Source organism: Streptomyces sp. NPDC034043 (assembly GCF_055575675.1).
Genome location: NZ_JBVISF010000002.1, coordinates 40,081 through 65,467 on the forward strand (window position 1 = coordinate 40,081; position 25,387 = coordinate 65,467).

At 75.1% G+C, this 25,387-nt stretch carries 19 protein-coding genes; 11 read left to right on the forward strand and 8 right to left on the reverse strand.

Translation table 11 applies throughout. The features are described from left to right. Window positions 1-63: 63 nt before the first annotated feature. From ACZ51S_RS04960 to ACZ51S_RS04970, 3 genes are all read right to left on the reverse strand, one after another. Complete coding sequence (locus ACZ51S_RS04960) at window positions 64-861, reverse strand: SDR family NAD(P)-dependent oxidoreductase (protein WP_468959738.1); 798 nt, start codon at window positions 859-861, stop codon at window positions 64-66. A gap of 39 nt (window positions 862-900) precedes the next feature. Then, the gene (locus ACZ51S_RS04965; protein WP_468474860.1) at window positions 901-1,923 is read right to left on the reverse strand and encodes a DNA topoisomerase IB; all 1,023 of its coding nucleotides are present in this window, start codon (window positions 1,921-1,923) and stop codon (window positions 901-903) included. Window positions 1,924-2,743: 820 nt separating this feature from the next. Further along, window positions 2,744-4,129 carry an MFS transporter gene (locus tag ACZ51S_RS04970; RefSeq protein ID WP_468474859.1) on the reverse strand — a complete coding sequence of 462 codons (1,386 nt, stop codon included), beginning with the start codon at window positions 4,127-4,129 and terminating at the stop codon, window positions 2,744-2,746. A 572-nt stretch (window positions 4,130-4,701) separates the two neighbouring features. On the opposite strand from ACZ51S_RS04970, the gene ACZ51S_RS04975 reads away from it, so the two are divergent. From ACZ51S_RS04975 to ACZ51S_RS05025, 11 genes are all read left to right on the forward strand, one after another. Then, window positions 4,702-5,448, forward strand: a complete 747-nt coding sequence (locus ACZ51S_RS04975) for an SDR family oxidoreductase (RefSeq protein WP_468802546.1) — start codon at window positions 4,702-4,704, stop codon at window positions 5,446-5,448. A 184-nt stretch (window positions 5,449-5,632) separates the two neighbouring features. Continuing rightward, window positions 5,633-6,595: an NAD-dependent epimerase/dehydratase family protein gene (locus ACZ51S_RS04980; protein ID WP_468474857.1), complete on the forward strand. Its 963-nt coding sequence runs from the start codon at window positions 5,633-5,635 to the stop codon at window positions 6,593-6,595. 99 nt (window positions 6,596-6,694) lie between these two features. Continuing rightward, the gene (locus ACZ51S_RS04985) at window positions 6,695-8,350 is read left to right on the forward strand and encodes a carbamoyltransferase family protein (RefSeq protein WP_468474856.1); all 1,656 of its coding nucleotides are present in this window, start codon (window positions 6,695-6,697) and stop codon (window positions 8,348-8,350) included. After that, complete coding sequence (locus tag ACZ51S_RS04990) at window positions 8,347-9,447, forward strand: glycosyltransferase family 2 protein (RefSeq protein WP_468959743.1); 1,101 nt, start codon at window positions 8,347-8,349, stop codon at window positions 9,445-9,447. The genes ACZ51S_RS04985 and ACZ51S_RS04990 overlap by 4 nt, the downstream gene beginning before the upstream one ends. Then, complete coding sequence (locus tag ACZ51S_RS04995; protein ID WP_468474854.1) at window positions 9,444-10,136, forward strand: D-glycero-alpha-D-manno-heptose-1,7-bisphosphate 7-phosphatase; 693 nt, start codon at window positions 9,444-9,446, stop codon at window positions 10,134-10,136. Before ACZ51S_RS04990 ends, ACZ51S_RS04995 begins: the two co-directional genes overlap by 4 nt. Further along, window positions 10,133-11,224, forward strand: a complete 1,092-nt coding sequence (locus ACZ51S_RS05000; RefSeq protein WP_468802548.1) for a glycosyltransferase family 9 protein — start codon at window positions 10,133-10,135, stop codon at window positions 11,222-11,224. The genes ACZ51S_RS04995 and ACZ51S_RS05000 overlap by 4 nt, the downstream gene beginning before the upstream one ends. After that, on the forward strand, window positions 11,221-12,183 hold the full coding sequence (locus tag ACZ51S_RS05005; RefSeq protein WP_468474852.1) for a glycosyltransferase: 963 nt from the start codon (window positions 11,221-11,223) through the stop codon (window positions 12,181-12,183). The genes ACZ51S_RS05000 and ACZ51S_RS05005 overlap by 4 nt, the downstream gene beginning before the upstream one ends. Then, a complete protein-coding gene (locus ACZ51S_RS05010; protein WP_468474851.1) occupies window positions 12,180-13,430 on the forward strand; it encodes a glycosyltransferase in 1,251 nt (416 codons plus the stop codon). The genes ACZ51S_RS05005 and ACZ51S_RS05010 overlap by 4 nt, the downstream gene beginning before the upstream one ends. A 92-nt stretch (window positions 13,431-13,522) precedes the next feature. Next, window positions 13,523-14,176, forward strand: a complete 654-nt coding sequence (locus ACZ51S_RS05015) for a D-sedoheptulose-7-phosphate isomerase (RefSeq protein ID WP_468474850.1) — start codon at window positions 13,523-13,525, stop codon at window positions 14,174-14,176. Then, window positions 14,173-15,585: a PfkB family carbohydrate kinase gene (locus ACZ51S_RS05020; protein ID WP_468802549.1), complete on the forward strand. Its 1,413-nt coding sequence runs from the start codon at window positions 14,173-14,175 to the stop codon at window positions 15,583-15,585. Before ACZ51S_RS05015 ends, ACZ51S_RS05020 begins: the two co-directional genes overlap by 4 nt. After that, a complete protein-coding gene (locus ACZ51S_RS05025) occupies window positions 15,585-16,589 on the forward strand; it encodes a glycosyltransferase family 9 protein (protein ID WP_468885867.1) in 1,005 nt (334 codons plus the stop codon). The genes ACZ51S_RS05020 and ACZ51S_RS05025 overlap by 1 nt, the downstream gene beginning before the upstream one ends. Before the next feature lie 27 nt (window positions 16,590-16,616). Here ACZ51S_RS05025 and ACZ51S_RS05030 read toward each other — a convergent pair whose 3' ends face one another. The 5 genes from ACZ51S_RS05030 to ACZ51S_RS05050 all read right to left on the reverse strand — a co-directional run bounded on the left by ACZ51S_RS05030 (window position 16,617) and on the right by ACZ51S_RS05050 (window position 25,316). Next, on the reverse strand, window positions 16,617-19,523 hold the full coding sequence (locus ACZ51S_RS05030) for an NHLP bacteriocin export ABC transporter permease/ATPase subunit (protein WP_468959747.1): 2,907 nt from the start codon (window positions 19,521-19,523) through the stop codon (window positions 16,617-16,619). Between the two features lies 1 nt (window position 19,524). Beyond that, complete coding sequence (locus ACZ51S_RS05035; RefSeq protein WP_468474896.1) at window positions 19,525-21,777, reverse strand: NHLP family bacteriocin export ABC transporter peptidase/permease/ATPase subunit; 2,253 nt, start codon at window positions 21,775-21,777, stop codon at window positions 19,525-19,527. Further along, window positions 21,762-22,568, reverse strand: coding sequence for a biotin/lipoyl-containing protein (locus ACZ51S_RS05040; RefSeq protein ID WP_468885864.1), 807 nt, complete (start codon window positions 22,566-22,568; stop codon window positions 21,762-21,764). The genes ACZ51S_RS05035 and ACZ51S_RS05040 overlap by 16 nt, the downstream gene beginning before the upstream one ends. A gap of 105 nt (window positions 22,569-22,673) precedes the next feature. Then, window positions 22,674-22,913, reverse strand: coding sequence for a hypothetical protein (locus tag ACZ51S_RS05045; protein WP_388932105.1), 240 nt, complete (start codon window positions 22,911-22,913; stop codon window positions 22,674-22,676). 399 nt (window positions 22,914-23,312) lie between these two features. After that, window positions 23,313-25,316 carry a heavy metal translocating P-type ATPase gene (locus ACZ51S_RS05050; RefSeq protein WP_468959749.1) on the reverse strand — a complete coding sequence of 668 codons (2,004 nt, stop codon included), beginning with the start codon at window positions 25,314-25,316 and terminating at the stop codon, window positions 23,313-23,315. Window positions 25,317-25,387: the final 71 nt, after the last annotated feature.

A 25,387-nucleotide genomic window follows, 5' to 3' on the forward strand; every position in this document is an offset into this window, starting at 1 on the left:
TGAGACAGGGGTTTCCGCTCCTGGATCGTTTCGGTCTGCGCGTCGCGGGGGCCGCGGCGCCGTTCAGCCGTGCGCGCCGGAACGGGGTTCCGCCATGCCCCGGTGTACCTGGGCCTTCAGGCTGTCGGGCAGGACGCGGTTGGCCAGGCCCTGGGCCTTGGTCTTCCAGGAGCCGGCGACGACCTTGTCCTTGCCGGCCATCATCGCCTGGAAACCCCGCGCGGCCACCTGGGCCGGGTCGTCCTTCCGCGACCGGCCGACCCTCGTGTCCAGCATGCCGGCCCGTGCGAAGAACTCCGTGTCGGTAGGGCCGGGCATCAGCGCGGTGACGGTGACCCCGGTGTCCTTCAGCTCGTTCTGGAGCGCCTGGGCGAACGACTGGAGGAACGACTTGCCGGCGTTGTACACGGCCTGGAACGAGCCGGGCGTGGTGGACGCGATCGACGACGTGATCAGTACGCGCCCCTCCCCGTCCTCCACCATGCCCGGCAGCAGCAGTTTCGCGAGGTGGACGGTGGACGTGATGTTCAAGTCGATGATCTTCAGCTCGTCCGCCAGACGGGTCCGCAGGAAGGGTCCGCCCTGCCCGACGCCCGCGTTCATCGCGACGGCCGCCACGGGCCGGCGGGTGGCCGTGACGGCGCGGTGGAGCTCCTCGACGCCGTCCCGGGTGCCGAGGTCGGTCCGGACGGCCTCCACGCGGGTGCCGTGGCCGGTCAGGGTGGCGGCGGCCGGGGCGAGGGCGTCGTCCTCCGCGGCGATGATCAGGTCGAAGCCGTGTTCGGCGAATTGCCTGGCCAGCTCGTAACCGATGCCGCTCGACGCACCGGTGACGACTGCCAGGGGGTTGGTCGTCTCCATGTCCGGCGCCTACCCGTACCCGGGCGTCCCATCGCCCCTTCAGGCCCGGCCCGTCCGCAAGAGGTCCAGGACCGCCTGCTCCACGGCGCCGTGGGTGGCGGGCCGGCCGAAGAGGCCGTCCTCGCCCAGCTCGCCGAGGGAGGCGGCGACGGTCTCGCCCTCCTCGTAGAGCTCGATGACACGGGGGGCGATGTAGGACGCCCGGCATACGGCGGGCGTGTTCCCCAGGTATTCGCTCACCTCGCGCACGGCCCGCGCGACGACCTTGCCGCGCCGGGCGCGGGAGGCGTCCGAGGTGGCCTCGGAGACCGCCAGGGCGACCGCGGCCAGGACGGTGGCGTACCAGGTCCGGAAGTCCTTCGCGGTCACGTCCTCCCGCGCCCGTTCCCGCAGGTAGGCGTTGAGGTCCTCGGCGTGGACCTCGTGCCACGCGCCCCGTTCCCAGTACGCGAAGAGCCGCGGGCCGGGGTCCTCGCGGCGGAGCAGCGCCCGGACCACCGCGTGGGCCTGGGCGTCGACCAGCGTACGGTCGACCGTCCGGCCCGACTTGGCGGGGAAGCGCAGGCGGATCTCGCCGGCGCGGCAGACGGCGTGCTCGCGCAGCAGGGTGGTGAGGCCGTAGCTGCCGTTCTCCCGGGCGTAGCGTTCGCCGCCGATCCGCAGGAACCCCAGGTCAAGCAGGCGCGTCATGCAGGCCAGGACCCGTACGCGGGACAGTCCGCGGCCCGCGAGGTCCCGCGTCACCTCTTCCCGGAGCCGTGGCAGTGCCCGGGCCACGCGCTGGACGTGCTCGTGCTTCGCGGCGTCCTGCTGCTCACGGAAGCGCGGGTGGTAGAGGTACTGGCGCCGGCCCGCCGCGTCCGTTCCCACGGCCTGGATGTGGCCGTTGCGCCAGGGGCAGATCCAGACCTCCCGCCAGGCCGGGGGGATCACGAGCGCGCGGACCCGCTCGACGTCCGCCTCCGGCAGGGGCCGCCCGTGGGTGTCCAGGTACCGGAAACCGCGCCCGTGGCGTACCCGCCGCCACCCGGGCGCGTGGGGATCACTGGTCCGCAGCCTCACGACAGCCGTCGGTCCGCGTCGCGCCGGGCACGCGGGGTCCGCGCCTGCCCCGAGCCGTCATCGGGCAGCGGCGGGAAGCGGTGCCCGCCGGCATCGGGGCTCTTCATGCCCGGCGCCTACCCGTGCGGGCGCGACGGCATGCGGGGCGCGCGGCCATATGGCCCGGTCGGCCGGGGTGCCAGGCGACCGGGCCGGCAGACGGCCCACGGGGCCGGGTCTGGCCGGATCCCGGTCACCCGGCCGGTACGCCCGGCCACAGGGCCGGGACTGGCCCGGATGCCGGTCACCCGGCCGGCGCACGGCCCACAGGGCCGGGACGGACGCGGGTCCCGGCGACGCGGCCGGTGAGCGCGGCCCGGTCACCTCCGGGATCGGCCGCCCGCCGGGTGTCCGTCCCGGGCGCGGCGGTGCGCACGGGGCCGGCTCAGCCCCGCGTGCTGCGCCGGGTGCGGTCGGCGCGCGCGCTGGTCAGGGGGCGGCTGCGGCGAGAGGGCCGGCCCACGGGGGTGCCTACCGGGGCCCGCCGCAGCCCGGTCCGCCGTACTTCACAGTGCCCGGACCGGCCGGACGCGGCAGGACCCGGACAAGTAGGGCGCCCTCGCCAGGACCCGGCCGAAAGCCGCCCCCGCCGGGGCCCGGAGGGGATTGCCGTACCTGGCAGTGCCCGGACAGGAACACCGCCCCCGCCGGGACCCGGCCGCACGCCGGCCCCCGCCCGGACCCGGCGGAAGGACGTACCTGCCGGGCCCCGGACCGGAACGCCGTAACCGGCAGTGCCCGGACCGGGAAGCCGTACCCGGCAGGATCCGGCCGAAGGCCGTCAGGCCGCCGTGCCCACCGCCACCGGGGCGGCCGGGCGCGACACGGCGGGCTCCGCCATCACGACGGGCGGCGTCGCGCGCCGGGGCCGGCGGCCCTTGAGCAGGTAGCCGCAGGTGACGGCGCCCGCCACGATCAGACCTCCCGCGACCAGGGTGACCCGGACTCCCGCCAGCTCCATCAGCAGGCCGAGCGTGGGCGGCGCCGCGAGGCTCCACACCGTCCGGATGCTGGACCACGCGCCCAGGACACGGCCCCGCATCCGGGCCGGGGGGTCGGTCTGCAGGACGGTGGACTGCGCCGTGTCGGCCACCGACTCCGCGACGGCCATCGGCAGGACGATCACCATCAGCGCGGCGAGGGACGGGGACACGCCCGCGAGGACCTGGAGCAGTCCTCCGGCAGCCGTCAGCACCCCCACCAGCCGGACGCCGGGGTTGCGCAGCCTGGCTCCCAGTACGGCACCGAGCAGGCCGCCCACGGCCAGCACGGTCGAGACCTTGCTGAAGGAACCGGCGCCGCCCGCGAGGGGGCCGGCGACGAGCACGACCAGGGTCAGCGAGTAGTTGCGGCCGAAGAGCGCGCTCACCGCGTTCATGGCGGCGAGCGCCACCAGACGGGGACGGCTCATGAAGTAGGCCAGCCCCTGGCGGGCGCTCAGCGTCTCGGCGGCGGGGGCCGCCGCCTGCGGGACGGCGACGGGGGCCGCTGGCCGGACCGGCTTGAGGAAGGGGATGACACCGGCCACGAACAGGAACGACAGGCCGTTCGCCACGTAGGCGGAGGCCGTGCCCATGACGCCGACGGCGATGCCCGCGAGCGCGGCACCCATGAGCCTTCCGGCACTGTGGACGAGCGAGCCCACGCCGATGGCCGAGGGCACGTCCCGCGTGTGCACGAGGTCATTGCCCAGCAGCGAGCAGGCCGGTCCGTCGACGGTGGCGATGAGACCCGTGACGGCCGCCAGGGCCATCAGCACCGGCAGGTTGAGCAGGTCCAGCCCGACGAGGACGGCGGTCACCAGGGCCACGGCTCCGAGGACGGCCTGGCTCACGGCCGCGGTCAGCTTGCGGGGCCAGCGGTCCACCGCGGCGCCGCCGAGCAGGCCGAAGAGCAGACCGGGAGCGGCCTGCACCGAGATGGACAGTCCCGTGGCGGCGGCGGATCCGGTGATCTGGAGGACCAGCAGGTTCTGGACGGTCAGCTGCATCCAGGTGCCGGCGTTGGACACCAGGCTGGCCGCCGCCCACCACCGCATGCTGCGGTAGCGCAGGCTGCGCCAGGGCGAGCGGTCGACGGGGACCTCGGGCCGGGCGGACGGCGACCGCTCGGCGGAGGACGTGACGGGAGAAGGGGAGGGGGGCAGGGCGGAGGATGTGGCAGACACAGGGGCGGCACTCGGGAACGGCCGCGGGGTGCGGCTGGCGACAGGGAGCGGCGGGCGGCGTTCCGCCCCGGCGGCGCACGGCCCGGAGGCTGCGGTGCGGCGGGCGGCGACGAGCGCGCCGCAACCATGGTGGCAGACCTTGCCGGCCCGTCCCGGCCTCCGGCGGGCCGGCGGGCCGGCGGCGGCCCTAGGTCGCCGGTACACGGGGCGAGTTGGGCGCGGGGTGGGGTTGCTCACACGGCCCACACGGCCCACAGAGCGCATACGGCTCACACGGAGCGGCCGCGGCCTCCCGTCACCGGCCGTAGCGGGCCGCCGGGCCGGTCGAGGCGGCCGGCGCTGGTCGGCGCCTCAGCCGCGGGCCTGGCCACGTACGCGCCCTGCCCTCCGGTCCGGCGGCCCTCACCCGTCCGGACGTACGCGGCCGGGCACGGCTGTCCGCCGTCTCCGCGACACTTCGGCGCGGTCCGGCCCGTCCGCCCCGAGGGTCACTGCCACAGTGTGGCCGTGCCGTCTCCGGCGGGCCGTCCGGCCCGTCCACCCGTACGGCGGCGCGGAAGGAGAGTGGGCACGTGACCGCAGCACAGGCAGATCTGGGCGGCAAGCTGGCGCTGGTGACGGGAGGGGCGCGCGGGCTGGGCGCCGCCATCTCGCGGCGGCTGGCCGCGGCGGGAGCCACCGTCCTGGTGGCGGACGTGCGCAAGGACCTCGCGCAGGAGTTGTGCGCGGACCTGCTGGTGGCCGGAGGCCAGGCGCGGTTCGTGGAGCTGGACGTGTGCGACCCGCAAGCGGTCGCGGCCGTGTTCCGGGACATCGAGGAGGACGGCCAGGCGGTCGACATCCTGGTCAACAACGCCGCGGTGGACGTGTCGAAGGCCGTCGAGCAGCTGTCGGCGGAGGAGGTCACGCGCGTGGTCACGACCAACCTGCTGGGGCCGATGTACCTCTGTCTGGAGTCCTACCGGCGCATGGTCGCCCGGGGCGGCGGCCACATCGTGAACATCCTGTCGACCGCCGCCAACCGGACGTGGACCGAGGCCGGTCCGTACGCCGCCAGCAAAACGGGCCTGCGGGCCTTCACCCACACGCTCTTCAAGGAGGCGCAGCGGGACTGCGCGGGCATCGGGATCACCGGCGTCATCGCGGGCGGCATGGAGACCGGTTTCATCCTGGAGCGCTTCCCGGACGCCGACGTGTCGATGCTGCAGAGCCCGGACATCGTGGCGGACACGGTCATGTACGCGCTGCTGTCGGTGCCCGTCGGCAGCGTGGTGCCCGAGGTCGTCGTCGTACCGCGGTGCGAGCCGTCCTGGCCCTGATCCCGAGCCGGGGGGATTACGCGGCGTCATCACTCCAATGCGGCGTGGACGTGCCGACGGCCGGGTCCGCGTGCACGCTGGGATCCTCTGGCGGCCCCGCGGGGCCGGCCGACGCGTACGGGGCCGCTGCCGCCCCACCGAGACCCCCGCGTCGCGCAACCCCCCGTCCCATCAGGAGATGACCATGGGTAGTCCCCCGGCCCGACGCTGGGCGCACGCCGTCGTCACGGGCGGCGCCGGTTTCGTCGGATCACACCTCTGCTCCGCCCTCGTGGACTCCGGCACCGCGGTGACCTGCGTCGACGACTTCAGCACCGGCCGCCGGGCGAACGTGGAGCACCTCGTCGGGCGCGCGGACTTCGTCCTGTGCGAGGCGAACGTGTCCGAGGGGTTCACGGTGGACCGTGAGCCCGATCTCGTCCTGCACCTGGCCTCCCCGGCGTCTCCCGCCGACTACCTCCGGCTGCCGCTGCACACCCTGGACGCCGGCAGCCTCGGTGTCCGCAACGCGCTGGAGCTGGCGCACCGCAGCGAGGCTCGCTTCGTGCTGGCCTCGACGTCCGAGGTGTACGGCGACCCCCTGGAGCACCCGCAGAACGAGCGCTACTGGGGCAATGTGAACCCGGTCGGCCCGCGCAGCGTCTACGACGAGGCGAAACGCTTCGGCGAGGCACTGGCCACGGCGCACGCGACGGCCCTGGGCACGGACGTGGCCATCGTCCGGCTGTTCAACACCTACGGCCCCCGGATGCGGGGGTACGACGGGCGCGCCGTCCCGACGTTCATCCGGCAGGCGCTCACCGGCGCGCCCCTCACCGTCACCGGTGACGGCCTCCAGACGCGTTCGCTGTGCTACGTCGACGACACCGTCGCCGGGATCCTCGCGATGGCGGCGCACGGCATGCGGGGGCCGGTGAACATCGGCAACCCGGTCGAGATCACCATGCTCGAGCTGGCCCGTTACATCCGGCACCTGACCGGCTCCCCCTCGGAGATCGCCTTCATCGAGCGGCCCACGGACGATCCCGCCGTGCGCTGCCCGGACATCACGCTGGCGCGCGACAAGCTGCAGTGGGAGCCGGCGGTGGGAGCCGAGGAAGGCCTGCGCCGCACGATCGAATGGTTCCGCGCCCATCTCGACGACTGACCGGCGGGCGCTCCCGGTACCGCACCCCCCGTCCGGGCGGGCGGTGTCCGGCGCCCGTCCCGGTGCCCCGATCCCGCCGGCCGAAAGGCTCGTACCGCCATGCGTGTGCTCGGCATCAACGCGCTCTTCCACGACCCCTCCGCCGCCCTCGTCATCGACGGCACGACCGTGGCCGCCGCAGAGGAGGAACGTTTCTCCCGCCGTAAGCACGGCAAGCGGCCCGTACCCTTCTCCGCCTGGGAACTGCCCGAACAAGCAGCGGCCTGGTGCCTGCGCTACGCCGGGCTGCGCCCCCAGGACCTCGACGTGGTCGCCTACGCCTACGACCCGGAACTCGCCCTGCCGGCCCCGGACATGGGCCTGCACGACCCCTGGGACCACCTGCGGCAGACCTACGCCCGCGAGGCACCCGGATTCCTGGCGACGGCCCTTCCGGGCCTCGACCCGGGCATCGTCCGCTTCGTACCGCACCACATGTCCCACGCCGCCTCCGGCGCCTTCGCCGCCGACGGGGCCGAGCGCAGCTCCGTCCTGGTCCTGGACGGTCGCGGGGAGCGCGGCTCCCACCTGGCGGCTACCCGCAGGGGCAACCGGCTGGAACCGCTGCGCGCGCAGGAACTGCCGCACTCCCTGGGGCTGGTGTACGAGGAACTGACCGACCACCTCGGCTTCCTGCGGTCCAGCGACGAGTTCAAGGTGATGGCCCTGGCGTCGCACGGCCGGCCCCGGATGCTGCCCGAGCTGCGCCGCCACGTCTTCCCCACCGGCGACGGCGGGTTCCACGCCTCGGACGTCCCCTGGCACGAGCTCTGCCCGCCGCGCCGCCCGGACGAACCGTGGACGCAGGAGCACGCCGATACGGCGGCCAGCGCCCAGGCGGTCCTGGAGGAGACCCTGCTCGACCTGACCCGGTGGCTGCACGGCCGCACGCACGACCAGGTGCTCACCCTGGCGGGCGGGGTCGCGCTGAACTGCGTCGCCAACGCCCGCATCGCCCGGGAGGGCCCCTTCTCCCGGGTCTGGGTCCAGCCCGCCGCCGGCGACGCAGGTACGGCCCTGGGGGCGGCGCTGCTGGTGGCAGCCACGGAGGGCGACGCCGTGGAGCCCATGGCGGGCGCCGACCTGGGCCGCGACTGGTCCGACGCGGAGCTCGGCGGATGGCTGAAGACGGCGGGCGTGCCCTTCGAGCGGCCGGCGGACATCGCGGCGACGGTGGCCGAGGCGCTGGCGGACAACGCCATCGTCGCCTGGTTCCAGGGGCGTTCGGAATTCGGGCCGCGGGCCCTGGGGCACCGGTCCCTGCTGGCGCACCCCGGCCACGCCGGGAACCTCGAACGGCTGAACGACGTCAAGGGCCGCGAGCAGTTCCGTCCGGTGGCGCCCATGGTCCTGGAGGACCGCGCCGACGAGATCTTCGACGGGCCGCTGCCCAGCCCGTACATGCTGTTCGTCCACGACGTCGCCCCGGAGTGGCGCGAGCGCATCCCGGCCGTCGTCCACGTCGACGGCACGGCGCGCATCCAGACGGTCAGTTCGGCGCGCGAACCGCTGGTGGCCCGGATGCTGACCGAGTTCGAGCGGCGCACCGGGCTGCCCGTCGTCGTCAACACCAGCCTCAACACGGCCGGGCGGCCGATGGTGGACGATCCCCGGGACGCCCTGGAGTGCTTCGGTTCCTCACCGGTCGACCTGCTCGCCATCGGACCGTACGCCGTCCGGCGCGGCGGCCTCTTCGCGGCGGGAGAGGGCGCTTGAGCGCGGCGACGGGGTACGCGTCGGTCCCGTCCTACGCGGTGGTCGTTCCCACGGTGGGACGGCCGAGCCTCGGCGTCTGCCTGGAGGCCCTGGACGCGGCGACGGCGGACGGACCCCGGCCCGACCGGGTGGTGATCGTGCACGACCGGCCGGCCCCCGACGGCAGCGTGCCGCCCGTGGAGGTGCCCGAACGGCTGCGCGAGGTCACGGTCGTGGTGCCGGGGGCGGGGCGCGGGCCGGCCGCGGCCCGCAACGCCGGGATGCGGGAGGCCGGCCCGGCGCCCTGGATCGTCTTCCTGGACGACGACGTCGTACCCGGGCCGGCGTGGGGCCGCGAGCTGGCCCGCGATCTGGCATCGGCTTCCCGCGACACCGCCGCGGTCACCGCCCGCATCGACGTACCGCTGCCCGTCCGCCGGCGCCCCACGGACTGGGAGCGCAATACGGCCGGCCTGGCGACGGCACGCTGGATCACCGCCGACATGGCCTTCCGGCTTACGGCCCTGGAGGCGTCCGGCGGCTTCGACGAACGCTTCCGCCGCGCCTTCCGCGAGGACGCCGACCTGGCCCTGCGCCTGCTCGACGGCGGCTGGACGCTTGCGTCGGGCACCCGGCGGACCACCCACCCGGTACGGCCCGCCGACCGGTGGATCTCCGTACGCGTCCAGGAAGGCAACGCCGACGACGTACTGATGACCAGACTGCACGGGCGCGACTGGTGGCACCGCGCCGGGGCGCCGCGGGGCCGGCTCCCGCGCCACCTCGCGGTGAGCACGGCGGCCGGCCTGACCGTGGGCTGCGCCCTGTCCGGCAGGCACCGCGCCGCCGCCGTCTGCGGCGCGGCCTGGCTGGCCGGGACCACGGAGTTCGCGGCCGCGAGGATCGCCCCGGGTCCCCGTACCCGGTCCGAGGTCCTCACCATGGCCGTGACGAGCCTGCTCATCCCGCCCGCCGCCGCCTGGCACTGGCTGCGCGGCCACGTCGCGCACCGGGCCGTCCCGCGCGGGACGCCCGCGCGCGGACCGGCGGCCGCCGCGGTGCCGGTCGCGGTGGGCCCCGGGTCCGACGGGGCGCCGCGCGCGCAGGTGGGGTCGTGACCGGCGGCGGCACGCCGGGCGCCGCCGGCGGCCCGTGGCTGTGGGACGGTCCCGCCCCGGCGCCGTCCGGCGGCGGCCCGGGTACCGCGGCCGCGCGCCGGCGGGGCGCGAGCGCGGAGCGGCAGCTGCCCGACGCGGTCCTCTTCGACCGCGACGGGACGCTCGTCGTGGACGTGCCCTACAACGGCGACCCCGCCCGGGTGACCCCCATGCCGTCGGCCCGTGCCGCCGTGTCGGCCCTGCGGCGGCTGGGCGTCCCGCTGGGCGTGGTCAGCAACCAGTCGGGCGTGGCCCGCGGGCTGCTGACCCGGCGCCAGGTGGAGGCGGTCCGGCGCCGCGTCGACGCCCTGTTCGGCCCGTTCGCGCTGTGGGCGGTGTGCCCGCACGGGCCCGGTACCGGCTGCGGCTGCCGCAAGCCCGCTCCGGGGCTGGTCACCGCCGCCTGCGAACGGCTGGGCGCGTCGCCCGGGCGCACCGTGGTGATCGGCGACATCGGCTCCGACCTGGAAGCGGCCCGTTCGGCCGGGGCCCGCGGCGTGCTCGTCCCCACCCCCGCCACCCGTCCCGAGGAGGTCGCGGGGGCCGACGCGTGCGCGGCCGACCTGATGGCCGCGGTCCGCCTGGCCCTCGGCTCCGTACCCGTCGGGCCCTTCGCCGTTCCCGGCCGGTCCGCGGGGCGGTCGCGGTGAGCGCCCCGCGCACCCTGGTGGTGCGGCTGGACAGCGCCGGCGACGTCCTGCTCAGCGGTCCGGCCGTACGGGCCGTGGCCGCCGGTTCCTCGTACACCGCGCTGCTGTGCGGCTCGTCCGGGATCGCGGCCGCCCGGCTGCTGCCGGGCGTGGACCGGATCCTGGTGCACGATGCCGCCTGGGTCGGGCTGCGGCCCGCCCGGACCTCCCGCGAAGAGTGCGACATGCTGGTGGACGCGCTGGCGGCGGAGCACTTCGACCGCGCCGTCATCCTGGTCTCCTACCACCAGAGCCCCCTGCCCGCGGCTCTGCTGCTCGCCATGGCGGGCGTGCCGTCCGTCGCGGCCGACTGCGAGGACTACCCCGGGTCCCTGCTCGCGCTGCGCCACCACCGGCTGCCCAGACGGCACGAGACCGAGGCCGCCCTCGACCTGGTACGGGACTTCGGCTTCGCCCTGCCGGCCGGTGACGACGGGGCGCTCCGGGTCGGCGCGCCGCCCGACACGACCCGGCTGACCGGTCCGGAACCGTACGTGGTGCTGCATCCGGGAGCCGCCGTCGCGGCCCGCTCGTGGAGCCCCGACCGTGCGGCCCGCGCCTGCGCCGCCCTGCACGCGGCCGGGCACCGGGTGGTGATCACGGGCAGCGCCGCCGAGAAGGAGCTGACGTCCCGGGTCGCCGGGCGCCACGCGCTGGACCTGGGCGGGGTGACCACGGACCTGCACGAGCTGGCGGGCGTCCTCGCCGGGGCCCGCGCGGTGGTCACCGGTAACACCGGCCCGGCGCACCTCGCGGCCGCCGTCGGCACACCGGTCGCGTGCCTGTTCGCGCCGGTGGTTCCCGCCGAGCGCTGGCGCCCGTACCGCGTGCCGCACGTGCTGCTCGGCGATCAGCACGCCGCCTGCGCCGGGAGCCGGGCCCGTGACTGCCCGGTGGCGGGCCACCCCTGCCTCGACTCGGTGACCGACGCCGACGTGCTCGCGGCCCTGGAGTCCCTGATCGCACCGGACCCGGCGGCCGGGCGGGCCGGGGGCGGCCGGCCGCACCCAGCGGAACCCCGGGAGACCGAGCGAGGAGCGAACGTATGAACATCCTGCTGTGGCACGTGCACGGTTCCTGGACCACGGCGTTCGTCCAAGGCCCCCACTCCTACCTGGTCCCCGTCACGGCGGACCGCGGCCCGGACGGCCTCGGCCGGGCCCGGACCTTCGAGTGGCCGGAGTCGGTGCGCGAGGTCGCCGTGGACGAACTGCGGCACACGCCGGTCGACCTCGTCGTCCTGCAGCGGCCGCACGAGTGGGAACTCGCCGAGCGCTGGCTGGGCCGACGGCCCGGCCGCGACGTGCCGGCGGTCTACCTGGAGCACAACGCTCCGGCGGGGGCGGTGCCCGACACCCGCCACCCGTTCGCCGACCGCCCCGACCTGACGCTGGTCCACGTGACGCACTTCAACCGCCTGTTCTGGGACAACGGCGGTACCCGCACCGTGGTGATCGAGCACGGCGTCGTCGACCCCGGCCACCTGTACACCGGGCGGCTCCCCCGGGCGGCGGTGGTCGTCAACGACCCCGTCCGGCGCGGCCGGTTCACGGGTACCGATCTGCTTCCGGGGCTGGCCGAGGCGGCGCCGCTCGACGTCTTCGGCATGCGCACGGAGGGGCTGGCCGCGCACCTGGGCCTGCCCGCCGACCGCTGCCGCGCCCAGGACCTGCCGCAGCGCGACCTGCACGCCGCGATGGCGGAACGCCGCCTCTACCTGCACCCGGTGCGGTGGACCTCCCTCGGCCTGTCGCTCCTGGAGGCCATGCACCTGGGCATGCCCGTCGTGACCCTCGCCACCACCGAGGCGGTGGAAGCCGTACCGGCCGGGGCCGGTGTCCTCTCGACCCGGCCCGAGGAACTGGCCCGGGCGGCCCGCCACTACGTCAACGAGCCGCAAGCGGCCGCCGAGGACGGCGCCCGGGCCCGGCAGGCGGCCCTCGAACGGTACGGGCTCAAACGCTTCCTGGACGACTGGGAACGCCTGTTCTCGGAGGTGCGCTCATGAGGGTGTCCAGCCGCTCCCGGGGATCCCGCCCGCTGTCGATCGCCCTGGTCTCCGAGCACGCCAGCCCCCTCGCGGCCCTCGGAGGCGTGGACGCGGGCGGCCAGAACGTGCACGTCGCCGCCCTCGCCGGCGCACTGGCGGACCGCGGCCACCACGTCACCGTGTACACCCGGCGGGACGGCCGGGACCTGCCGGAGCGGACCCGCATGCGTCCGGGCGTGGAGGTCCACCACGTACCGGCCGGCCCCGCGGAGCCGATCCCCAAGGACGAACTCCTGCCCCACATGCGGGACTTCGGCTACCACCTCGTCAACGAGTGGCGGGCGGGGGCACCGGACGTCGTGCACGCCCACTTCTGGATGTCGGGCGTGGCGTCGCTGCTCGCGGCGCAGGAACACCGGCTGCCGCTGCTGCACACCTACCACGCCCTGGGCAGCGTCAAGAAGCGCCACCAGGGAAGCTCCGACACCAGTCCGGCGGCCCGGATCGCCCTGGAGAAGGAAGTCGGTCTGCGGTGCGACCGGGTCATCGCCACCTGCCGGGACGAGGTCTGCGAGCTCTCCCTCATGGGGGTGGGGCCGGACAAGGCCGACATCGTGCCCTGCGGGGTCGATCCGAAGCGCTTCCGGCCGCCGGATCCCGGCGCGGAGCAGCGCTCCGGGCACCGGTACCGGCTGCTGCAACTGGGCCGGCTGGTCCCCCGCAAGGGGGCGGCCCTGTCCATCGCCGCGCTGGCGCACCTGCCGGGTGCCGAGCTGCTCATCGCCGGCGGGCCGCCCGCCGACGCGCTCGACCGCGACCCCGAGGTCCGCCGGCTCCGGGGCATCGCCCGGGGCGCCGGCGTGGCCGACCGGGTGCGCTTCCTGGGCGCGGTCTCCGGCGACCGGGTCCCCGGCCTGATCGGCACCTGCGACGTGGTGCTGTGCCCGGCCGACTACGAACCGTTCGGGATCGTGCCGCTCGAGGCGATGGCATGCGGCCGGCCCGTGGTCGCCAGCGCCGTCGGCGGCCAGTTGGACACCGTGGCCGACGGCGAGACGGGTCTGCTGGTCCCGCCCGGTGACGTCGCCGCGCTGGCCTCGGCCGTGGCCGTGCTGCTGGACGACCCGGCGAGGCGTCTGGCGTACGGCAAGGCCGGCCGCCGCAGGGTGCTGGACCGGTACGGCTGGGACCGCGTGGCGGCCGCCACGGAAGCCGTCTACCGGTCCGTCCTCACCGCCCGGTTCAGCGTCGCGGAGCCGGTGTGAAACGTCCGCCGCCCCCGCCGAACGACTCCCCCGTTCCGAAGCCAGAAGGAGGTGCGGCCCGGCCGGCCCACCGCGGCGGCCGGGTCAACGCCATGGATCCCAGCCTTTCCCACGGAACCTCGGAAGCGCACCGGCACTGCCGGTCACTGCAGGAGGCGCTCGACGCCCTGCGCCGCGACGGACTCGACCGGATCTCCCAGTGGGGCACCCACCTGGCGGCCGTCCTGGGCGCCGGGGGGAGGCTGCTCGCCGCGGGCAACGGCGGCAGCGCGGCGCAGGCCCAGCACCTCACGGCCGAACTCGTCGGCCGGTACCGGCGGGAACGTCCCGCGTACTCCGCGATCGCCCTGCACGCGGAGACGTCCAGCGTCACCGCCATCGGCAACGACTACGGCTTCGAGCAGGTCTTCGCCCGCCAGGTCGCGGCACACGGCCGGGACGGTGACGTCCTGGTCCTGCTGTCCACCTCGGGCCGCAGTACGAACCTGCTGTCCGCGGCGATGACGGCCCGCGCGAGCGGCGTACGCGTGTGGGCCCTGACCGGGCCCGCTCCGAACCCGCTCGCCGAGGCCGCCGACGACGCCCTGTGCATCGCCGCGGATTCGACGGCCACGGTGCAGGAGGCGCACCTGGTGGCGGTCCACCTGCTCTGCGAGTCCTTCGACGCGGCCGTCACCCCGAGGCCCTCCCGCAGGCTGAAGATCGCGGTGAAGCCCTCCGCGGCGGCCGCCGAGGGGGCCTCGTGAGCGGGCGCCACCAGCCCGTGGTCGTCGTGGGTGACGTCCTCCTCGACCGCGACATCGACGGGGTCGCCGGCCGTCTCGCCCCGGACGCCCCCGCACCGGTCGTCGACGTCACCTCCGACCGTTCGCGTCCCGGCGGGGCCGGGCTCGCCGCACTGCTCGCGGCCCGCACCGGCCGGGAGGTCACCCTGATCACCGCCCTCGGCGACGACGCGGCCAGCCGGGAGGTCCGGGACGCCCTGAGCGGCCGGCTGCGGCTGGTGGAGCTGCCCCTGCGCGGAACGCTGCCGGTGAAGGCACGGGTGATGGCCGGCGGCAGGCCCCTCGTCCGCGTCGACCGGGGAGGCGGGACGGTGGGCCCGCCCCCCGGGGCGGCCCGGGAGGCGCTGGCGGCGGCGCGCGCCGTGCTGGTCGCGGACTACGGACGCGGCACCGTCGAGGCGATGCGTCCGCTGCTGTCCGGCGTCGTGCGTCAGGTGCCGGTGGTGTGGGACCCGCACCCGCGCGGCGGCCCGCCCGTGCCGGGCACCAGGCTCGTCACCCCGAACGCGGCCGAGGCCGCGGCCCTCGTCCCGGACGAAGGGGACTCGTGGGGTGCTCACGCGCGGCGCGGATCCGCGCTGGCACGGCGCTGGGGGGCGGCCGGGGTGGCCGTCACCCTGGGCGACCGCGGCGCGCTGCTCGTGCGCGCCCACGCGGCGGCCCCCCTGCTCGTTCCGTCCCCCTACCGGGCGAAGGGCGACCCCTGCGGCGCCGGCGACTGCTTCGCCGCGCTGACCGCCTGCGCGCTGGCGGACGGAGCACTGCCGGAGGAGGCGGTGACGCGCGGGACGGCCGGGGCCGCCGCCTTCATCACGGCGGGCGGGGTCTCCTCGCACACCCTGTGGCCCGATCGGGGTGCGGGCCCCGCCCGCACCGACGACAGCGGCGGCGAGACCGACGCCTTCGCCCTCGCCGACGCCGTACGGGCGCGGGGAGGGACCGTCGTGGCGACGGGCGGTTGCTTCGACCTGCTGCACGCGGGCCACGTGGGGCTGCTGGACAGCGCCCGGAGCATCGGCGACTGCCTCATCGTGTGCGTGAACTCGGACGCGTCCCTGACGCGGCTGAAGGGACCGGGCCGTCCGCTCACTCCCCTGGAGGACCGGCTGCGGGTCCTGCTCGCGCTGGGCAGCGTCGACGCGGTCGTCCCCTTCGACGAGGACACCCCGGAGGCCCTGCTGCGGTCGCTGCGCCCGGACGTCTGGGTGAAGGGCGGCGACTACTCCTGCGAGGACCTGCCGGAGGCGGGGGTGCTCGCGTCCTGGGGCGGCCAGGCCGTCGTACTGCCGTATCTCGACGGCCGTTCCACCACCGGCCTGGCCCGGCGCGCCGCCCTCGCGTCCGCGGCGGTCCGCCCGCCGGCCGGCTGATGGGCGGCCAGGGATCCGGCTCCCGCCGGCCGGCCGTACTGGTCCTGCGCGCGCTGGGCCTGGGCGATCTGCTCGCCGCCGTGCCGGCGCTCCGTGCGCTGCGGCGGGCCTGGCCCGCCCACGAACTGGTGCTGGCCGCTCCCGCACGCCTGCGCACCGCCGCACGGTTCACGGGGGCGGTGGACCGCCTCCTGCCCACCAGCGCCCCGGGCCGTGAGGTCCCCACGACGCTGCCCTGGCGTGGGCCGCCGCCCGAGGTCGCCGTGGACCTGCACGGGAACGGACCCCCGAGCCGCCTGCCGCTGCGGGCCCTGCGCCCCGGGCGGCTCCTCGCGTTCCGGCATCCCGGACTCCCCGAGCCGCCCGGACCGCCCTGGGACGACCAGGAGCACGAACGGTCCCGCTGGTGCCGCCTGCTGGCCTGGTACGGACTCGACGCCGATCCGGACGACCTGCGCATCACCGCACCCGGACGCCCCTCCCCCGCGCCGGGTGCCGTGCTGCTGCACCCGGGCGCCGACGCGGGTGCCCGGCGCTGGCCCGCCCGGCGGTTCGCCGAGGTGGGCCGCCGCCTCGCCCGGGCCGGGGCCGAGGTCCTGGTGACGGCGGGTCACGGCGAGGGACGGCTGGCGCACGACGTGGCCAGGCAGGCCGGGCTGCCTCCGGAGGCGGTGATCGGCGGCGAAGGGGACGTCCCCTTCACCGAACTCGCCGCGCTCGTCGCGCAGGCGCGCTGCCTCGTGGCCGGGGACACCGGCCTCGCCCACCTCGCCTCGGCACTGGGCACTCCGTCCGTGGTGCTCTTCGGGCCGGTCTCGCCCCGGCTGTGGGGGCCGCCGGCGCAGGGCCCGCACCGCGCTCTGTGGCGGCTCCAGCCGGGCGAGGACCCCTTCCGCCCGGGTGACCCGCACGGCTCGGAACCGGACGTACGGCTGCTGCGCATCACGGTGGACGAGGTGCTGGCGGCGGTCGCGGCGCTGCCGGAACGCCCACGGGATCCGTGACGGGCGCGTCCCGTCGGGGGCAGCGCCTCAGCGCAGCTGACGGCGCACCAGCTCGTGGAAGAGGCCCGCCGGGTCGGCCAGCAGGTCCGCGGGCCGGCCCTGCTGGACGATCCGCCCGTCCGCCATGGCGATCACCCGGTCGGCGTCCATGATGGTGGACAGCCGGTGGGCGATCACGACGCGGGTGGCGCGCAGGGTGCGGGTGGATTCGATGACCACGCGCTGCGCCTCGTTGTCCAGGGCGCTGGTGGCCTCGTCGAGGAACAGGACGCGCGGCTTGCGGATGAGCGCCTGGGCGATCATCAGCCGCTGCCGCTGGCCGCCCGAGAAGGTGCCGCCGCCCTCGGAGACCATGGTGTGCATGCCCATCGGCATGGCCTTGATGTCCTCGGCCAGACCCGCCATGGCGGCGGCCTCCCAGGCCTCTTCGAGTGAGTGCGCCTCGGCGCCGCGGATGCAGTCGAGGACCGAGCCGCTGAAGGGCTGGGCGTTCTGCAGGACCACCCCGCACTGGCGGCGGACGGCCGCCCGGTCCAGGGCCGCCAGGTCCTGGCCGTCGTACAGCACGCTGCCCCCGGAGGGCTTGTCGAAGCCTATGAGGAGGCGCAGGAGGGTCGATTTGCCGCAGCCGCTCGCGCCGACGACGGCGACGAACTCGCCGGGCTCCACGCGGAGGCTGACGTCGTCGAGCACCAGGGGGCCGTCGTCGGTGTACCGGTACGACAGCTGCCGGGCCTCCACGGCGCCGCTCAGCACGCCCGGCGCGGTGCTGGTTCCGCGGACCTCGGGGGTCTCCCGCAGCACCGGCTTGACCTGCTCGTACATCGGCAGCACGGCGGCGGCCGACAGGAGCGCGCCGGTCAGCTGGGTGACCGAGGACAGCAGCATCGTCACGGCGGTGCTGAAGGTGAGGAACTCGCCGGCCGACATGGTGCCGCGGGCCGGGCCGGCGAGCAGCGCGAACATCACCAGGGTGCACAGCGGCAGGTGGACGGCGCCCACCACCGTGATGAGGTTCTGGATCCGGCCGGCGCGCTGCTGGAGCTCACGGGTACGGGCGAACTCCCGGGCCCAGGCGGCGTAGGCGAAGCTCTCGGCGGCGGCGACGCGCAGTTTGGGCAGCCCGCGCAGGGTCTGGAAGGCCTGGTTGTTGATCTTGTTGCCGAGCGTGACCAGCCGGCGCTGGTAGCGCAGCTGCCACAGGCCCAGGCCCAGCAGTACCGCCGCGATGACGAGCAGCATGGCGATCGCCGCCAGCGCCAGCGGCACGCTGTAGACGAACAGCAGGACGAGGTTGACGGTGCCGACGGTGCCCGCCTGTACGCAGACCGGGCCGATGCCGGACAGTACGCGGCGGATGGCGCTGATGCCCATGGCCGCACTGGCCAGTTCGCCCGTGGAGCGGCCCGCGAAGAAGGTCGTCGGAAGCCGCAGCAGCCGGTCCCACACCGCGGGCTGGAGCGTGGCCTCGATCCGGCCCTCCATGCGCAGCAGGGCGGTGTTCTGCAGCAGCATGAAGGCGGCCGAGACGACGGCGGCAGCGATGAGCGCGAGGGTCGTCTGCACGATGAGGCCCGTCTCGGCCTCGGGGACGTACTGGCCGAGCACCTTTCCGGTGGCGATGGGGACCAGCGCGCCGAGGAGCACCGCGACCAGCCCGCCCAGCAGGAGGCCGCGCAGTTCGCCGCGGGTGCCGTGGACGCTGAAGCGCAGCAGGGCCGGCAGGCCGGGCTTCCCCTCGGGCAGCGGCCGGTAGAACATGACGGCCCGGGGTTCGTAGGAGCCGGCGGTGGCCGCGTCGATCCGCTCGCGGCGGCCGGAGGCGGTGACCGCCTCGTACCGGCCGCGCCGCCACAGCAGGGCGACCGGTGTCCCGTCCTTCGCGCGCCGGCCCACCAGGGGACCGCTGTTCTCCCGCCACCACCGCCCGCCCAGACGGACGGGGCGGGTGCGGATCCGGGCGGCCAGCGCGATGCGTTCGACGGGGTCCGCGTGCTCGGCGACGGTGGCCGTGGCGCCCGGTCCGGACAGGGTGATGCGGGCCTCGGCGGCGACCAGCCGGCACACGCCGAGGGTCGCGTCGTCTCCCGCCCCGCGGCCGGGCGTCCGGCCGGAGCCGCCGATGGAGGACAGCAGCGCCCGGTCCGCCTGGACGCGGGCCGCCCGGCCGGCTTCGATGCCGGCCGCGGTGCGGCCCTCGTGGGCGCGCTCGAGCTGTTCGATCCAGTCGTCCAGGGCGTGGAGCAGCCGGTACTGCTGGTCGACCATGCCCTGCCACATCGCCCCGTCGAGGAGGAGGGTGCCGACGGGCTCCGCCTCGTACGCGGCACCGTACTGCACGCTGCCCGGGGTGATCCGCATCCACAGGACCTCGTCGTCGTCCCCCGCGTGCCCGGTGGTGGTGCGGCCGTCGAGCGGTGCCTCGTAGAGGACGCGCAGGCCGCGGCCGACGCCGAGGGCGAAGGCGTCCTCCAGGGGGCTGAGCCGGCCGCCGGCTTCGGCGTACCCGTACGGTCCCTGGCCCGGGTTCCCGTACCCGTACCCGTACCCGTGCCACTCGTCGCCGTACGGCGGGCGGTGCAGCTCCCGCAGCTCGATGCGGCGCAGCCGGCAGCCGTGCGGGGTGCGGCCGACCAGGGTGTGCCCGGTGCCCTCGGCGGGGCCCATCAGCAGCGCGCCCGCCTCCAGCCGGCCCAGGTGGTGCCAGGGGCCGGCCTGTGCGGTGTCGACGGCGAACAGGTCCAGCGCGCCGTGCACGACCAGCCACAGCACGAGCGGGCCCTCCAGGGAGACGCTGCGCAGGCCGGGGCGGTCGACCGGCGTGCCCAGGCCGCCCAGCGCCGTGACGACCGGGTCGGTTTCCGGTCCGGTGCTCCCGCCCGGGTCCGTGCCCGGCCGTGCGGCCGGGGCCGCGGGGTGGTGGTGGGTCGTCACCTCAGTGCTCCTTGACCAAGTCGGCGTACGGGCCCCGCGCGGCGAGGAGGTCCTCGTGCCGCCCGCGTTCCACGACCGTGCCCGCGTCGAGCACGAGGATCTCGTCGCTGTCGCGCACCGTGCTCAGCCGGTGGGCGATGACCACGCAGGCGCAGCCCCGGCGCCGCAGGTTGTCGATGATGACCTGTTCGGTGGCCGCGTCCAGGGCGCTGGTCACCTCGTCGAGGACCAGGACGCTGGGGCGTCGGACCAGCGCCCGGGCGATCTCCAGGCGCTGGCGCTGGCCGCCGGAGAAGTTGCGGCCGTCCTGCTCGACGCGGCTGTGGATGCCGCCGGGGCGGCGCGCGACCACCTCGTGCACGGCGGCGTCCCGGAGGGCGGCGACGACGGCCTCGTCCGGGATGGAGGGGTCCCACAGGGTGACGTTGTCGCGGACGGTGCCCTCGAAGAGGAAGACGTCCTGGTCGACGAAGGAGACGGAGGCGGCCAGCGCGCCGCGGGGGATGTCGGCCAGCCGCATGCCGTCGATCCGGATGGTCCCCGACCAGGGGGTGTAGAGGCCGGATATCAGCCGGGACACGGTGGACTTGCCGCTGCCGGACCCGCCGACGAGGGCGATCTGCTGTCCCGGGCCGACCGTCAGCGAGAAGTCCTTGAGCAGGGGGGCGTCCAGGGCGCTGTAGCCGAAGGTGACGGCGTCCAGTTCGACGTGGCCCTTGAGCCGGCGCGTGCTCGCGGCGGGCTCCCGCCGCGAGTGGACCGGGTCGACGGGGAAGTTCTCGACGTCCTTGAGGCGGGCGACGTCGGCCGCGAAGTCCTGGACGCGTCCGGCGACCCCGTTCAGGCGGGTGATGGGCGCGGTGAAGCTGGTCACCAGTGCCTGGAAGGCGACGAGCAGTCCGACGGAGAGGTGCCCCTCGACCGCCCGCAGGCCTCCGAGCATCAGGATGAGCGCGCTGTTGAGCGCGGCCAGCGTGGGTGCGACGACGGCCAGCCAGGCACTGGGCACGCCGAGCCGCTGCTGCACTTCGAGGGTGAGCGCGTGCTGTCCGGCCCAGCGGCGGAAGAAGCCGTCCTCGCCGCCGGTGGCCTTCATCGTCTCGATGAGCTGGAGACCGCTGTAGGAGGTGTTCGTCAGGCGGGCGCTCTCGGCGCGCAGCTTCTGGGTGCCGGTGGACCTCAGGTGGATCACGATCCGCATGGCCGCGACGTTGAGCAGCGCCACGGCCACGCCGAGGACGGTGAGTTGCGGGTCGTACGTCCACAGCAGTACCGCGTAGAGCACGACGACGACGGCGTCCACGCCCGCGGCGGCGAGGTCGCGGGCGAGGGTCTCGGCGACCGCGTCGTTGGACTGGAGGCGCTGGACGAGGTCGGCCGGGCTGCGCTGGGAGTAGAAGGCGACGGGGAGCCTGAGCAGGTGCCGCAGGAAGCGGGCGCTGCCCAGGGTGGAGGAGATGACGCGTCCGCGCAGCAGGTTGGCCTGTTGCAGCGCGGTGAGCGTCGCGGTGAGGACGAGGGCGACCGCCATCGACGCGAACAGCACGCCGAGCAGGGAGGTCTGGTCGCCGATGAGGAACATGTCGATGTACGTGCGGCTCAGCGCCGGTACCGCCGAGCCGACGACGACGAGCAGGAGGCTGGCGATCACGGCGGCCGCCATGGTCCCGGACGTGCCGCGCAGGCGGGCCGGCATGGCGCCCAGGACGCCGGGTTTGCGGCCGGCGCGGCGGAATCCGTCACCGGGCTCGAAGGTGAGCACGACGCCGGTGAAGCTGCTGTCGAACTCGTCCAGCGGTACGAAGCGGCGGCCCTTGCCGGGGTCGTTGACGTGGACGCCCCTGCGGCCGAGGCGGCGGCCCATGCCGTCGTAGACGACGTAGTGGTTGAACTCCCAGAAGAGGACGGCCGGCGCGGGCACCTCGGCCAGCGCGGCCAGGTCCATCTGCATGCCCTTGGCCCGCAGGCCGTATCCCCGGGCGGCCTTGAGGAGGTTGCCGGCGCGGGAGCCGTCACGGGAGACGCCACAGGAGATCCGCAGCTCTTCCAGCGGGACGAAGCGTCCGTAGTGTCCCAGCACCATGGCCAGGGCGGCGGCGCCGCACTCCACCGCCTCCATCTGGAGCACGGTCGGGGTGCGTACGGCGCGGGGCGTCCTGCCCCCGGGGGTGCGCGCGGATCGGCGGCGTCCCGTGGGCCCGGCCGCCGGTCCGGGGCGGCGGCGACGGCGCGGGGCGCTCACGGCAGGAGCCAGTCGACGGGGCGCTGCGCGGCGAGGTGGACGGAGCCGGTGACCGGCGTCGTGGAGTCGAGGGTGTACGGGGGTCCGTCCGTGGAGGACCACGCGTAGCCGGACCTGGTGGTGGTGGAGCGCTCCAGGTGTACGAGTACCGCGACCGGGTCGCCCAGCCGGTAGAACTGTTCGGCGAGTCTTCTGTCGCCGAGGAAGCCCCTGAGCTGGGTCTCGGTCTGGGGGACGCGGCCGACCGCCTGGACGCGGCCGCGCAGCACGCCGAACCGCTGCCGGGGGGCGGACTGGACGCTCAGGTCGACCGGGGCGCCGACCGGGATGGCCGGGCCGCTGCCGGCGGGCACGTACAGCACGGCCACCAGCGGGTCTTCGGGACCCCGCACCCGTTCCAGGGTGGCCACCTCGGCGCCTGTCGTGACGACCGAGCCGGTCCTGGCCGCCATCGTCCTCACCCGGCCGCCGGCCACGGCGCGCACGGGCCGGTCGCCCTGGTCCGTGCGGACGGTGAGCAGTGGCGTTCCGGGGGACACGATGCGGCCCTCCTCGGCGAGGACTTCGGTCACCTGGCCCGACACGGGGCTCTGCAGCGTGTAGCTGCCCTCGGCACGGGTGAGGACGCCGGGTGCGCTCTGCTTCGCGGACACGGTGCCGGTGACGGCCCAGAAGCTCGCGGCGGCCATGACGACGACCGTGACGGCCAGTACGAGGCGCCCCTGCGGGCGCGCGAAGCGTACGGGCAGGTCGAGTTCTTCGGGCGATTGCAGCTTGGAAAGCGCCTTTTGGCGGAACTGCACGAACTATTCCTTCAACCGCATTCGAATGAAGTGGGAGTGGGATCAAGGGCAGCCGTGAACCCCGGAGCCGTGGGGGGCACTCCGGGGTTCGGGGGCATATTCCGATCAGAGACCGGCGATACCGGTGTGCACCGAAACGCCCGTGATACCCGAGACGAGACCGGGGGCGGCACCGACGAGGCCCTGCGCGGCCTGGACGGTCTGGAGGGAGCCCACGGCGCCCAGGACGGTGCTGACGTCGCCGGTCACGGCGCCGGCCAGGCCACCGTTGACGCTGACGATGCCACCGGAGACGGCGTCCAGCTCGGCGTCGTCCATCTCACGGGTCTCAATGTCGTTACGCATGCGTGCGCACCTTTCCTTCATCGAAATGTTCCACGGCCACGGCGGTTCAACGGCCGGAAATGCCGGCCGCTGTTCTTTCGAACCGCCGCGGTGCGCAGATAGAAGCACGCGAACGGGTGACCGGCCTAATTGAGTTGACGCCCCATCACGGCCCCGCCTTCACTCCCGTCCATCGGCGTGCAGCTATGTTCACGCAATGACCACAGCCTCTCCGTGAGATCGAGTAACAGATACGTGCGGCCCTCCTCACCCTAGGGAGATATGCGGACATGCCACCAGCAAACGCATCGGGTGATCCGGCCGTCCGGACGGCGACGGAACGACTCCGTCCGGTTTCGCGCACACCATGTGGAGATTTTCGGAAGATGACATTCCGGTCCGCGGCGCTGATGCCGCCGCTCAGCGGCCGGTCGCCGCCTCCGCCCGCCGCCAGGCGGACTCGCGCAGCAGCCGCAGGCCGTTGAGGCCGACGATGACCGTGGACCCCTCGTGGCCGAGGACGCCGAGCGGGAGGGGCAGGTGTCCGACGAGGTCCCAGATCACCAGGGCGGAGATGAACACCGAGGCGATCACCAGGTTCTGCGTCACCAGGCGCCGGGCGGCACGGGACAGGGCGACCACCGTGGGGACCGCGGCGAGTTCGTCCCGGGCGATGACGACGTCCGCCGCCTCCAGGGCGAGGTCGGAGCCGACCCTGCCCATGGCGATCCCGGTGTGGGCGGCGGCGAGTGCGGGGGCGTCGTTGACGCCGTCGCCGATCACCAGGACCCTGCGGCCGGCGCCCTCCTGCCGCTTCACGGCGGCGACCTTGTCCTCGGGCAGCAGCCCGGCGCGGACGTCGGTGATGCCCACCTCCCCGGCGACACGGGCGGCGGCACGGGGGTTGTCCCCGGTCAGCAGCGTCGGGGCACCGCCGGTCAGGGCCGCCAGGGCGGCGACGGCGGCGGAGGCGTCCGGGCGCAGCCGGTCGGTGATGCCGAGGAGCCCGACCAGCGCCCCGTCCCGCTGGACCAGTACCGCGGTACGGCCGTCGTCCTCCAGGCTCCCGGCCACCGCCAGGGCGTCCGCCGCCGTCCCGTGCCCGGCGGCTTCGGCCAGCCGCAGGGGCGCTCCGACCGCGACGGCGTGCCCGCCGACGGTGGCCCGTACGCCGACGCCGGGAGCCGAGGTGAAGTCCTCGGCGGGCGGCAGGTCCAGGCCCCGCCGACGGGCGGCGTCGACGACGGCACGGGCGAGGGGGTGCTCGCTGGGGTGCTCGGCCGCCGCCGCGAGCACGAGGAGACCGTCCTCGTCGAGACCGCTGCCGGGCAGCGGGCGGACGTCGGTGACCTGCGGGGTGCCCTCGGTCAGGGTGCCCGTCTTGTCCAGCGCCACCGCGTCGGCCTCACCCAGCCGCTCCATCACCACGGCCGACTTCACCAGGACGCCGTGCCGTCCGGCGTTGGCGATCGCCGAGAGCAGCGGGGGCATGGTCGCCAGCACCACCGCGCACGGAGAGGCCACGATCATGAAGGTCATCGCCCGCAGCAGCGCGCCGGTCAGGTCGTCGCCGAAGGCGAGCGGTACGGCGAACACCGCGAGGGTGGCGAGCACCATGCCGATCGAGTACCGCTGCTCGACCTTCTCGATGAACAGCTGCGTCGGGGCCTTGGTCTCCGAGGCCTCCTCGACCATCGCGACGATGCGGGCGATCACGGAGTCGGAGGCCTCCCGCTCCACCCTGACCCGGAGTGCGCCCGTCCCGTTCAGGGTGCCGGCGAAGACCTCGTCACCCGCCCGCTTCGGCACGGGCAGCGATTCCCCGGTGATGGTGGCCTGGTCGACCTCGCCGGCCCCGGACAGGACCCGGCCGTCGGCGCCGACCCGCTCACCGGGGCGGATCAGGATGGTGTCGCCGACCGCCAGGTCCTCGGCGGTGACCGTCTCCGTCCCGCCCGCGTCGAGCAGCCGGGTCACGGTGGCCGGGGCGAGGTCGAGCAGCCCGCGCACCGAGTCCGCGGTGCGGGCGGTGGCCAGGGCCTCCAGGGCGCCGGAGGTGGCGAAGATGACGATCAGCAGCGCGCCGTCCATCACCTGTCCGATCGCCGCGGCCCCGATCGCGGCCACGATCATCAGCAGGTCCACGTCCAGGGTCTTCTCCCGCAGCGCCCGCACGCCGGCCCAGGCCGGCTCCCAGCCGCCCGTCAGGTACGCGAGCGCGTAGAGCGGTCCCCAGAGCCAGGGCGGAGCTCCGGTCAGCTGGAGCGGGAGCGCGAGCAGGAACGCGGCGGTCGCCGCCGCGGCCCAGCGGGCCTCGGCCAGGGCGAGGACCCGCGTACGGCGGGGCCGGGGCGCACCCCGGCGGCTCGCGGAGGAGGAGGCGGAGGGGGAGCGCTCGGTGAGCGTGGAAGGCGAGGAAGGCATGGCGAAGAGACCCTTCACGGCACGGGAGGGGCGACACCGTCAGGATACAGGAACGAATGAACATCTCTTCA

What these genes read in the sequence shown, in the direction of transcription:
- ACZ51S_RS04960 (WP_468959738.1), bottom strand. Translation starts at nt 861, where the DNA reads ATGGAGACGACCAACCCCCTGGCAGTCGTCACCGGTGCGTCGAGCGGC.
- ACZ51S_RS04980 (WP_468474857.1), top strand. Translation starts at nt 5,633, where the DNA reads ATGGGTAGTCCCCCGGCCCGACGCTGGGCGCACGCCGTCGTCACGGGC.
- ACZ51S_RS04985 (WP_468474856.1), top strand. Translation starts at nt 6,695, where the DNA reads ATGCGTGTGCTCGGCATCAACGCGCTCTTCCACGACCCCTCCGCCGCC.
- ACZ51S_RS05005 (WP_468474852.1), top strand. Translation starts at nt 11,221, where the DNA reads ATGAACATCCTGCTGTGGCACGTGCACGGTTCCTGGACCACGGCGTTC.
- ACZ51S_RS05010 (WP_468474851.1), top strand. Translation starts at nt 12,180, where the DNA reads ATGAGGGTGTCCAGCCGCTCCCGGGGATCCCGCCCGCTGTCGATCGCC.
- ACZ51S_RS05015 (WP_468474850.1), top strand. Translation starts at nt 13,523, where the DNA reads ATGGATCCCAGCCTTTCCCACGGAACCTCGGAAGCGCACCGGCACTGC.
- ACZ51S_RS05025 (WP_468885867.1), top strand. Translation starts at nt 15,585, where the DNA reads ATGGGCGGCCAGGGATCCGGCTCCCGCCGGCCGGCCGTACTGGTCCTG.
- ACZ51S_RS05045 (WP_388932105.1), bottom strand. Translation starts at nt 22,913, where the DNA reads ATGCGTAACGACATTGAGACCCGTGAGATGGACGACGCCGAGCTGGAC.
- ACZ51S_RS05050 (WP_468959749.1), bottom strand. Translation starts at nt 25,316, where the DNA reads ATGCCTTCCTCGCCTTCCACGCTCACCGAGCGCTCCCCCTCCGCCTCC.